Origin of the sequence: Blautia sp. NSJ-175 (assembly GCF_022867815.1) — a bacterium.
GTDB lineage: Bacteria > Bacillota > Clostridia > Lachnospirales > Lachnospiraceae > Blautia > Blautia celeris.
In genome coordinates this window covers 267,577-279,572 of sequence record NZ_JALIFQ010000001.1, presented here as the reverse complement: position 1 = coordinate 279,572, position 11,996 = coordinate 267,577, and the positions used below count along the sequence as shown (strand labels likewise).

Here is an 11,996-nt window from a genome sequence, read left to right as displayed (position 1 = left end):
TTGCTATCTTACTGGTATTGAAATACCTTCAGTTTTAACAATTCATAGTTGTTAAAGCACAACCTGGATGCTTCGTCTCCGTTAAGCCTTCTTCCCGCTTTCCAGCGTCCATCCACGAATTCCCCTTCTTCTAATGAAATGATGTCATAAAAGGTTTTCTCAGGATTTGCCGAAAAGGCTGTAATCATGCACCCATTCGCCAATATATAATACGTATCCCTGCTTTCTCTCAGGATCAGACACACGCCATCTTTACGCTTCACCAGCGGAATATTCATTATGACCTGGAATCCGAAATCATCAAACATCATGGTTTCTCCTGCCATATTCCCCATATCCGCAAATCCGCCGTTCGGTTCAGCCAAAGTCATATCCATAGTTTCTGAGCATACAGCCTGCAGCTCATCACTTCCATATTTATCTGTCAACAATGGCATCATGCTGTTCAGGGTTTTTGCGCACCATGCGTATTCTGATATATCCTGGGGAATCTGCAGTAATGGGTCTGTCACATCCACACCAAACAGATATGCTGTAATATCATCAAAAGGCTGTCCCATATCTTCAAAACCAAAAGGCGCAAAACAGGCGGCATGATAGTGTCCTATACTGTAAACCAGGCGGGGTGCCGCATGGGAGTGCACTGCTGTTTCCGGAATAAATAACGGATTTCCAAGTTTGGTATAAGTGTCGCAAATGTCACAAAAATAAGGTACATAGATATCCGGCGCAAACACATCAATAGCCGGAGCGGCGTATTTCCACACCTCCATCACCTTTGCGATTGGCCCGCCGGTGGGGTATTGCCCGGCCTCTCCCCCTTTATCAAGCCAGCAGTTCACAACCATCGGCAAATCATACTCTGCACGCCCTGCGGCTGCAACCTTTCCCACATAACCGGCAATATAATATGCGCTGAATACCTCTTCGGCATAGTCTCCAAATACATCCTTCCAGCTTCCGCTGTCCTTTCCTTTTTGTACGGCTTCTTTGATACCCGCTTCCATAGATTCTGTATGAGACTTCATATAAGAAACAAACGCTTCCGGCACAGGCTGCTCAAACAGGAAGTCTGCCTGGTCGGAATGTTCTCTGGCCGCTCCCTGCAGGCCTGTCTCATTTTCCACCTGCACAGCGATGACGGTATGCTCCTGACTGTCCACCTCTTTCAGATGCTTCATAAATTTTGCAAATGCTTTGGCATCTGCACGATTTGTCTCCTCTCCGAGATATGATAGTGTGGTATATTCCATCCCGTAAAACATGGAAAGCCTTGTTTTATTTTTCCCCTTTTCCACCTGGGCTCTGGGGAAACGTTTCATGTCCTTTTTCACCCATTCCGGAGCATACATACACTGGGCATTTTTCCATGTGCCGAACCACAGAAAAATAATTTTCATCTGAAAACTCCGCGCCTGTTCAATTAAAGTATCCACCAGTTCAAAAGAAAACTGCCCCTCCACAGGTTCCGTCAGCTCCCAGGTCACAGGCAGTAAAAGTGTATTGAGTCCCAGCTCCTCCGCCCGTTTCCAAACACTTTCCATATATTCTGCTGACGAAGAACTTGAGTTATGTACTTCCCCTGCAATGGCTATAAATGGTTTTCCATCTGCCGTTAAAACCGTTCTTTTGCTGTTCATACTTTTATTCCTCCATAATTTTATAGTATATATTTTATTAGAAAACCTTTTCCTATGCGTTCAATAATTCAATAAAATGTGTTATAATTTCAGCAAACATTCCATTTCATTAAATTCATAACATTTTAACGAATTTCAACATGAAATATCTGCCACTTCGCAGACAAGAGGAGGATTTCTATGAACACACCCGATAAAATATCTTTTTTCATGGAACTGATCAACTGTAACTACGACCTGTATATATGGGCCTATGATAAGAATCTGAATATGACGCATACAAACTGGACCGAAAGTATTTTTTCCGGCAATTTTCTCTCCTACACCGGTCTTTCCAAACTGGTGGAAGAATATATCGCTTCCGGTCAAAAGACTCCTCTCATTGTGGAAGCCGCCGGAAACCTCTTATGGATTGTGGGATTTGTTTACCATGGCACACTTCTGGAACAATGTTTTTTAATAGGACCCATTTACAGCGGCCGTGATTCCCAGATGCTTATGAGAAAACATCTGGACGAATATGATTTGACTGTAAAGCTTCGTTCCATGGTTTTTAAACTGTTTGAGCGTATTCCCACAGTCCCCACCAATATTATCAATCAATATGCTGTTATGCTCCACTACTGTCTGACGGGTTCCAGAATATCAACAAACGACGTAACCTATCAAAGCATTGTCCCCGCGGCGAAAAAAAACGATTCCATCACCTCTTCCCTGGAACACGCCGGTATCTGGTACGCGGAAGAGCAGTTGTTCAAAATGATAGCTGACGGTAATCCCAACTATAAAGACGCCCTGGCAAAGTCCGCGTCTTTAAGCTCCGGCATGAAGATAGATTCCAAAGATTCTTTGCGTCTCCATAAAAATAATACCCTTGTATTGCTGACACTCTGCTCAAGAGCCTGCATCCGCGGCGGTCTTGCGCCCTCTATCTCCTATGATCTGAACGATTTCTACGCGGCCAGAATAGAGGAATGTAACTCCATGTCAGAAATACAGAAGTTAAGCGAAACCATGCTTGCAGATTATGTTTACCGCGTGCGTAAATCAAAGGAAGAATCACATATCTCAGCACCCATACAGAATGCCTGTGCCTATATCAAATCCCATATAACAGAGCCTCTTTCAATTCATATGCTGGCCAAACGCAGCGGGTATTCAGAATATTACTTTTCCCACAAATTCAAGGAGGAGATGGGCACAAGCATTAATGATTTCATCTTGAAGGAGAAAATCGATCAGGCCAGGCTGCTCCTGTCCGGAACCACGGAAAATATTCAAACGATCAGCGATAACCTTTCCTTCAGCAACCGGAGTTACTTTTACACCTGTTTCCAGAAACTTGTGGGTATGTCGCCGAGCGAATACCGCGCGCAGAATCACAGAATATAATGGTTCTGATTTTAACTGTAATGTTTGGTTTTTCCACATTCAATTTTCTTTCCACGAATTTTTGTACATATGAGCGAATTTCTATACTACATACAAATAAAACTTCCCTTATATTTGTCTTATTGTTACTGAGCGCGGATTGAACAGTAACGTCTTATCATTTGCATAACGCAAATATATACAAAGAAAACGGAGGATTTATTTATCATGGCAAAAAAACAAAAGCTCTCGCAGAGTGAAATTGACGGTGTACAATACCGCCGCGCAAAACTCTGGCAAATTATCCTGATTGCATGTAACGCCTTTGTCGGCATGAGCGTCTACTCCCTCATCGGACTGGCAAGTTACACAGCCAGTCTTGGATTTGGTATTGCCACAGCAGTCGTTGGTGTTATCCTCACTTGGACACGGATTATAGATGGTATCACTGACCCGCTTCTCGCATTTGTCTATGACAGAGTAAACACACGGTTTGGTAAAATCCGTATCCTGCTCATCACAGGTTATATCATCGAAGCCCTGGCTCTCATGGCAATGTTTGTCTGGGGACCGGGAAAAGGTCTTGGTATTATCGGATTCACTTTATTTTACATAATCTATGTCATTGGTTATACCATCACTAATATGACAGCCCTTACCATCAATCCGTTAATCAGTAATGACCCCAAGCAGCGCCCGACCATCAGCGTATGGTCAACTGCACTTAACTATGTTGTCCCCATGGCTCTCAGTATTGTTTTAAATACTATCCTTCTCCCCAAATTCGGCGGAGATTACAATCTTGAATTCCTGGGTACTGCCTGCAAGGTATGCCTTGGCCTTGCCGCAGTTGGTATTCTTCTCGTATGCATCGGTGTATCAGAATACGATAAACCGGAAAACTTTCGCGGGTTAGCAGCTAAGAAGGAACACTTAAAACTCAAAGACATGGCTGAAATTTTAAAGCATAACCGTCCTCTTCAGTGCTATATCATCTCTTCTGCCTCTGACAAAATTGCACAGCAGACCACCTCTCAGGCCGTTATCGTAACCATGATGAATGGTATTTTGATAGGCAATATGGGACTTGCAACCATTCTCGGTGTTATCGGTATGCTGCCTTCTATTCTCTTTGCAATTGCCGGTGCGAAATATGCCGGAAAGTTCGGAAGCCAGAGAACAATCATCACCTGGACTCGTATCTGTATCGCAATCAGTGTAATCATGTGGGGATTTTTAATTGTGATTGACCCAAAAAAGATTGCCAGCGCAGGTATCTGTATGATTCTCTACGTAGTTCTTACCCTGGCGAAAAACGGTGCCAATATGTGTGTAACTACTGCTGGTACTGCTTTTATGTCTGATATCATTGATTATGAACAGGACCGCAGCGGCCGTTATGTTCCGGCGGTCGTTACAGGCATTTACAGTTTTATCGATAAAATTGTATCTTCTTTCTCCGCTTTGATTGCCACAGGTGCCATTGCATTGATTGGCTATACTTCCACTATGCCCCAGCCAACAGATGCCGCCACCCCAGCTATTTTCTGGACTACAACGATTATCATGTTCGGACTTCCGATTCTTGGCTGGATCTGCACTCTGGCAGCCATGCACTTCTGTCATTTGAGTAAAGAAGATATGGTAGAAGTTCAAAAACGTATTGAAAAGAAGAAAAACGCAACACAGACTGAAAGTGAGGAAAACTAAGCATGACCCGATATGTAACACCACTTAAAGACAATTGGAATTTTGTAAAATCAGCAGAGGATGCTCTTACCGCCGCAGCGCTTCCCGGGGAGACCGTGACACTTCCCCATACCTGGAACGCCATTGACGGCCAGGACGGTGGAAATGACTACCACAGGGGAACCTGCTATTACGTAAAAAACTTACCCAGACCGGAATTAAAACCAGGTGAACAGGCTTATCTGGAATTCCAGGGCGCTGCTATGACTGCTCATATCTATGTAAATGACCGGCTGCTTGCCCACCACCAGGGCGGATATTCCACCTTCCGCATAAACATCACGGATGTTTTATCAGAACAAAACACGATTGTTGCTGCTCTGAATAATGAAGACAACAATACCTGTTATCCGCAAAAAGCAGATTTTACATTTTATGGCGGACTTTACCGTATGGTGAATCTGATTGTCGTTCCGGAAACACATTTTGAACTGGACTACTGTGGTACACCCGGAATTAAGGTAACACCTCAGGTAGATTTGGAAAATCACAAAGCTTCTGTTACCGTAGAAGCATGGGTTTCGGCAGATGACCAGGTAACATTCACCGTGGATGGCCAGTCCCAAACGGTATTATCCGTTGAAAAACACGCACAGGCCACATTTATGATTGAAAACGTACACTTATGGGATGGATTAAGGGACCCATATCTCTATACAGCCAGTGCCTCTTTAGAAAGCGGCGATGAAGTAAGTACACGTTTTGGATGCCGAAAATTCCATATAGACCCTCAAAAGGGTTTCTTTTTGAACGGACACTCCTATCCCCTGCGCGGAGTTTCCCGTCATCAGGATTTCAAAGGTGTAGGAAATGCCCTTACCATGGAACATCACAAAAAAGACATGGAAATCATCCTGGAATTGGGCGCAACCACCCTCCGGCTGGCGCATTACCAGCACGCACAAGAATTCTATGACCTCTGCGATGAATGCGGACTGATCCTCTGGGCGGAGATTCCATACATTACCATGCACATGAAAAATGCCCGTGCCAATACGCTGACACAGATGGAAGAATTAGTGGTACAAAACTACAACCACCCCTCCATTATCACCTGGGGATTATCCAACGAAATCACAGCCGCCAGCGCTGTAAATGAGGATTTACTGGAAAACCACACACAACTCAATGACCTGTGCCACAAACTTGATCCTACGCGGCCCACGACCATGGCTAATGTATTTATGCTGGAGACAGACAGCCCCATCCTGGAGATCCCGGACATTAACAGTTATAACCTGTATTTTGGCTGGTATCTGGGCGAACTGGAACAAACGGATGATTTCTTTGATGAATACCATGAGAAATATCCTGACAGGGTGATCGGTTTCTCAGAATATGGTGCAGACGCCAATCCACAGTACCAGTCCGCCGCACCGGAAAAAGGCGATTACACAGAAAGCTATCAGGCCCTTTACCACGAACATATGCTGCAAATGATAGAAGCCAGACCCTATCTGTGGGCCACACATGTATGGAATCTGTTTGATTTTGCTGCTGACGGCCGTGACGAAGGCGGTAAACATGGAGAAAACCAAAAAGGCCTCGTTACCATGGACAGAAAACTCAAAAAAGACGCCTTCTATCTTTACAAAGCGGCATGGAATCAAACAGATACATTTGTACACCTGTGCGGCCGCCGCTATGCTGACCGTGTGGAAGAAACTACCGAAATCAAAGTATATTCAAATCAACCGGAGGTCACACTCTTTGTAGATGGCACTGCATTTGCCACTGTCTCCGGCAAGACCATTTTTAAATTCCAGGTACCAATCACAGGCACTCATACCATTACTGCCAAAGCAGACTCCTGCGAAGACAGCATAACGATAAGGCGTGTTGCAGAAGAAAATCCGGATTATATATTTGTCAAACGTGCTCCTGTCACAAACTGGTTTGACACAGATGACCTGAATCCTGACTGTTTTTCCATAAACGACCGCCTGGCGGATATCCGTGAAAATCCCAGGGCCGGTGCAATCATTGACCAGATGATGTCACAGGGTGCTTCTGAACGGGGTGACGTTGCCGACGCTGTTAAGGATAATCCGGCACTTCAGCGTATGATGGGCCGTATGACTCTGGTCAGCCTTCTGAAACAAAGCGGTGCCGATGATGAAAGCATCAAACAACTCAACCGCGTTTTACAAGATATAAAAAAATAACCCATATTTGAAAACCTCCCATCCCGGCAGTTAAGTACAGGAGCTAATGCCAGTACAGCACTAAATGCCCGGATGGGAATTTTTGAAGGAGAAAATAAATGAAAACCGATGCTCGCGTCCGATATACAAGGCAGATCATTCAGCATGTATTTATCGACTTATTAAAACAAAAACCTCTTGGTAAAATCACAGTAAAAGAGATCTGTGAAAAAGCGGAAATCAACCGCAGTACCTTTTATAAGCACTATGAGGACGTCTATCATCTCATGCATACACTGGAAGAATCCGCTTTGAATCAGTTGGAGTTATTATTGTTTGATTCTGCACAAAATGGAACGATACATGTTCTCACTACATTACTCACATCCCTTCTGGATTATCAGGACCTGATCACATCACTTACAGCCAACTCCCCGGACAGTGATTTCCCTAACAAACTGGCGGAACGCTGTTCCCGGTATGCAGTATCCCACCTGGCGTCCCTTGATGTGGATTATCTCAGCGATCCGGACAGACAATACGTATATAGTTATCTGGCCGGAGGTACCACCATGTTAATCGAACATTGGATGAAAACAGGCGCCAGAGAGGTACCTGCTGTCATCGCAGAAAAAATAGATGATCTGAATCAGCTTATATTATCATCTAATCCCAATGCTGCTACTACAGTTTCTGGCCGGATGGAGCTCTAGCTATTCAGCACCCGAAAATCTCTGCTTATCACTCCAGGATTTCCGGATGTTTCCAATGTGAAACATTTTTACTTCCGGCTGACAGCGCTCCGTCAACAGGAATGGCAGCGCCGGTAATATAACGTGCCATATCACTTGCCAAAAACAGTGCAAGATACGCGCACTCTTTTGGTTCTCCCATCCGGCCGGAAGGGCAGTCCTTTGCAAAGAAAGCCATTGCCTGCTCCGGTGCATCTCCAAATATACTTGTTTTGGTATATCCGGGACAAATGGCATTTACCGTAATATTATAAGGGGCATAATCAAGTGCAGCGGCTTTCGTCATTCCCACCACACCAAATTTCGTTGCCGTATACAGCGCCTGCCCCCGCTGGGGCAGAATTCCTGCGATAGAGGCCACATTAATCAGGAATCCTCCCTGACTGTGGGAACGAAGGATTGCCTCCGCCGCATATTTCATCCCTGCAAAGACTCCTTTACTGTTCAGATCAAAGATATTCTCATAATCTTCCATCCCATACTCATGCAGCGGAGTTCCTCCCTGCCCAATGCCCGCATTATTTACCATGCCATCCAATCTTCCATAGTGAGACACGGCTGTATCAACCAGCTTTTTCATCTGTTTTGTATCACTGCAGTCTGTCTGCACAAAAACAGCCTCCCCGCCATTTTCACAGATTGCATCTGCCACCGCCTGTCCCTGTTCCACACTTCTGGCTGCGCAGACAACTTTCATGCCGTTAGCCCCATATATCTCTGCGACCGCTTTTCCAATTCCCCTGCTTGCACCTGTTACAATTACAACTTTTCCTTCTACTGATTTAAATGTGGTTGTCCTGTTGATCTCGTTCATTTCTCTCTCCTTATTTTGTAATAGTGGCTGTTTCCTGTCCTCAACCTTATTTTCATTATATAAAGAGTCTATTTGTATCTCAATCATCAAAAAATCACCATATGTTATATAATCAACATATGGTGACACTTTGGTGAAAAAAGAAACAGATGGATTTAAATTGATTCCGTCCGGCAGGCAGGCCTAAAGAGCAAAAATCCGCATCCCGGCGTAGGATGCGGATTTTTGCTCTTGGAGTGTTGGTGAATTCAAATCAAATTTTATGTGCCGTTAACTAGCGGAGGGAACGGCACTTTAACAATACTGTAATATTTCCGGTCAACTTTTGGAGGAAGATTAACCGTGATATAATCATATACCATAAAAATACCTTTCACAAGCCGCCCCCCGGGTTAAAAACTCAAAAAAATATATCATTTTTTTCTGCCGGAAAATCAAGGTTTTTAGCACAGAACACTGCTTTTTTATGACCACATTTCCCCATCCGGGGGTTCCGAACTCTGCCCATTGACCGCCTCTATCTCAAACAAGGGAGACTCTCAATATAATTCCTTTTCCCATTCCTCATAGACTCTGCTGCCGATATCTTCTTTAACAGAAACATGACTGAAACCGATCTTCTGTAAAATATCTATATCCCACCTGGGCCTCATGGTATTTGACAAGGGCAGCATATCATAAAATGCCTTGTCTTCCGTGCAGACCTTAAACTCTTTTCCATATATCTCAAAATATTTTTCTTCCCGTTCTCTTACTCTCCGGGCCGTTTCCCTGTCATAAAACTGTCTATGCCAGTTCGCATCAAAGATCAGCAGTCTTCCCCCTAACTTTAACAGTTTTTTCCAATGCATATAAGCCTCTTCCGGCCTGTGAAGCGTCCATGTCACATTCCGGCTCACGATCCAGTCAAAACTCATCTCTTCAAAAAACGTATGATGTGCATCCATTTTATAAAAACGTGGATTCACATTTAATTGTGCTGCATTTCTTCGTGCACGCTCCAGCATTGCATCCGAACAGTCAATTCCAATCACTTCATTCCCCATATCTGCAAGTACTGATGCAAAAAAGCCGGGACCTGTTCCGATATCTAAAATCCTAAGATTTGTTTTTCCGCCAAGATGCTCTGTAAACAGCTCTTTCCAGGCACGAAATCTGTCATCCTGAAACTCCTGTTTTATATATGAATCGTATTCTTCAGCGTCACTCCACCAGTCCTCTATTTTCTCCTGTATGTTCACATATACACCTTCTTTCAAAAGTAAATACTATTTTATAAAATATAAAGAAATAGGCAAGCACAGCCAAAAACCACGTTATGGGATAAACCGCTGCCACCGCTTTGACCTCCTGCACACGGTCATTAAAAAAAGCCAGAAGCCCGATGCGTGCTCCGCATAATGTACTTAATATGACGAACATAGGTATAACGGAATACCCCATCCCCCTTATTGCACCTCCGAAAACTTCCATGATTGGATATAGCCAGTAAAAGGGGAAGGTTATCATAATGATCTGTATTCCATAAGAAGCCACTTCCCAATCCTTCACAAATAATAAGAATAAGGATTCTCTGCCCAGCATAAGAACACAGGCTATCCCTGCAACTATCCCCCCCGATATAAGTGCTGCCAAAGAAATCCCTTTGCGGATCCTCTTATACTTTTCCGCTCCTGCATTCTGCCCTGCAAAAGTAGTTGCTGCCTGCCCAAACGCCATAGCCGGTAAATACAAGAAATTTTCCAGTTTAAAATATGCTGCAAACGCGGCGACTGCATTTTCTCCATACCCATTTATATAATATTGAATTATAATATTGGATAGTGTGATAACCACAGACTGAATGCCGGAAGGAATACCCAGATGCAGGATCTTACCCAGCTCTTCTTTACTTATTTTCAATTTACCCGGCTTCAGCCGTAACTTTTCCTTTCCCTTCATGAGAACATATAAAACAGCAACCGCTGAAAAAGACTGAGAGACAACGGTAGCAACTGCCGCTCCCCGTACCCCCATATGCAGCACTGCTACCAATAATCCATCTGTCAGGACATTCAATATTCCGCCTGCCGCAAGGATATAGAAAGGAGTCCCGGAATCTCCATAAGCCCGGAGAATACCTGCTGCCATATTATACACGATCATCGGCACCATACTGATAAAATATATCTGTATATAAGAAACGGCATCCTCCATAACAGATGCCGGCGTATGCATAACACGCAGAATACTCTCAGAAAACAACAGACCTGCCAGCATAACAGCTGTTCCTCCGAGAACAGCTGTACAGATTGCTGTATGCAGGATGTTTTCCAAGCGTTTCCATTTTCCCGCACCTGCTGCCTGAGCAGCTGCCACTCCAGCACCAACAGAGAGACCCGTAAAAAGTCCAATCAGACAGGTCACCAGCAAACCGCCTGCCCCTACTGCCGCAGCTGCCTGTTTCCCCACAAAATTTCCCACAAACAGTAGATCCGCTGTGTTATACAGCATTTGCAGCAAACTGCTGAAAAATAATGGAAGCGCAAAAAGAAAAAGCGAACTTCCCATACTGCCATTTACCATATCCCTTTTTCTTTCTGCATCACTCATCCGGATCTCCTCTTTGGAAACAGGCAGTCATACGGCCTTCCCTCTCCTGCAGATCCGGAACCCGGTCCTTACACTGTGTACATATTTTCGGACAAAATTCATAAAAGTCACAGCCATCTCCCGCTCCCCGAAACGAACTGCATTCCGGGACTCGGTATTCATCGTCTCCGACAGCGGGCAGTACACAGGATAAAAGAAGCTGTGTGTAAGGATGCATCGGATGCTGCAATATGGCTTTTGTCTCACCCATCTCCACAATTCTTCCGCTGTACATCACTGCGATCCTGTCACACACAGATGACGTCAGAGCCAAATCATGCGTTATAAACAAAAATGACACTTTTTTCTCTTCTTTGAGCTTCCGGATCAGTTCCACAACCTGGGCCTGAACAGATACATCCAGTGCACTGGTTGCTTCGTCACAAATGATCAGGGCCGGATTGCAGATCAAAGCTCTGGCAATGGCTGTCCTCTGGCACTCTCCTCCGCTTAACTCCCCTATCTTCTTTTCCAGATAAGATTCTTTTAATCCCACATATTTTATCCATTCCATGGCGCGTTCTTTTAATTCTGACTTAGAATATAACTTATAATATCTGGCGCCCTGCATAACACATTCCAGCACCGAATAATGGGGATTAAAAGAATCTGCGGGATTCTGAAATACCATCTGCATTTCTTTTCCGGCCGCGCACAGACGCTTTCCCCCATTTATCCTTTTTCCCAGAAAAAATATGTCGCCTTCACTCTCCTTCAAAAGTCTTGCTGTCATGTTGGCTGTAGTGCTCTTTCCGCAGCCGCTTTCTCCCACAAGTCCCAGGCATTCCCCTTCTTCAATAGTAAAATCAATACCCTTTACCGCATGTAATGTTTCATTTTTACCGGTAAAATTTTTCTTTAATCCCCGTACCTCTAACAATGCCATAACAAACTC

At 44.3% G+C, this 11,996-nt stretch carries 9 protein-coding genes; 4 read left to right on the top strand and 5 right to left on the bottom strand.

Annotation, left to right across the window (positions count from 1 at the left end):
* Window positions 1-8 precede the first annotated feature (8 nt).
* Window positions 9-1,640 carry a GH35 family beta-galactosidase gene (locus MUB35_RS01355; protein ID WP_103731055.1) on the bottom strand — a complete coding sequence of 544 codons (1,632 nt, stop codon included), beginning with the start codon at window positions 1,638-1,640 and terminating at the stop codon, window positions 9-11.
* A gap of 180 nt (window positions 1,641-1,820) precedes the next feature.
* Here MUB35_RS01355 and MUB35_RS01350 point away from each other — a divergent pair, with 180 nt between their 5' ends.
* From MUB35_RS01350 to MUB35_RS01335, 4 genes are all read left to right on the top strand, one after another.
* Window positions 1,821-3,032, top strand: a complete 1,212-nt coding sequence (locus MUB35_RS01350; protein WP_054350590.1) for a helix-turn-helix transcriptional regulator — start codon at window positions 1,821-1,823, stop codon at window positions 3,030-3,032.
* Between the two features lie 207 nt (window positions 3,033-3,239).
* A complete protein-coding gene (locus MUB35_RS01345) occupies window positions 3,240-4,721 on the top strand; it encodes an MFS transporter (protein ID WP_103731054.1) in 1,482 nt (493 codons plus the stop codon).
* Window positions 4,722-4,723: 2 nt separating this feature from the next.
* Window positions 4,724-6,925, top strand: coding sequence for a glycoside hydrolase family 2 protein (locus MUB35_RS01340; RefSeq protein ID WP_103731053.1), 2,202 nt, complete (start codon window positions 4,724-4,726; stop codon window positions 6,923-6,925).
* Window positions 6,926-7,023: 98 nt separating this feature from the next.
* On the top strand, window positions 7,024-7,617 hold the full coding sequence (locus MUB35_RS01335; RefSeq protein ID WP_103731052.1) for a TetR/AcrR family transcriptional regulator: 594 nt from the start codon (window positions 7,024-7,026) through the stop codon (window positions 7,615-7,617).
* A gap of 28 nt (window positions 7,618-7,645) precedes the next feature.
* On the opposite strand, the gene MUB35_RS01330 is transcribed toward MUB35_RS01335, so the two are convergent.
* The 4 genes from MUB35_RS01330 to MUB35_RS01315 all read right to left on the bottom strand — a co-directional run bounded on the left by MUB35_RS01330 (window position 7,646) and on the right by MUB35_RS01315 (window position 11,987).
* Window positions 7,646-8,470: an SDR family NAD(P)-dependent oxidoreductase gene (locus MUB35_RS01330; protein ID WP_103731051.1), complete on the bottom strand. Its 825-nt coding sequence runs from the start codon at window positions 8,468-8,470 to the stop codon at window positions 7,646-7,648.
* A 539-nt stretch (window positions 8,471-9,009) separates the two neighbouring features.
* Window positions 9,010-9,711, bottom strand: coding sequence for a class I SAM-dependent methyltransferase (locus tag MUB35_RS01325; RefSeq protein WP_244805688.1), 702 nt, complete (start codon window positions 9,709-9,711; stop codon window positions 9,010-9,012).
* On the bottom strand, window positions 9,674-11,062 hold the full coding sequence (locus MUB35_RS01320) for an MATE family efflux transporter (protein ID WP_103731049.1): 1,389 nt from the start codon (window positions 11,060-11,062) through the stop codon (window positions 9,674-9,676). Before MUB35_RS01320 ends, MUB35_RS01325 begins: the two co-directional genes overlap by 38 nt.
* Entirely contained in the window at window positions 11,055-11,987 is a 933-nt protein-coding gene (locus MUB35_RS01315) for an ABC transporter ATP-binding protein (protein ID WP_103731048.1), read from the bottom strand. The genes MUB35_RS01320 and MUB35_RS01315 overlap by 8 nt, the downstream gene beginning before the upstream one ends.
* Window positions 11,988-11,996: the final 9 nt, after the last annotated feature.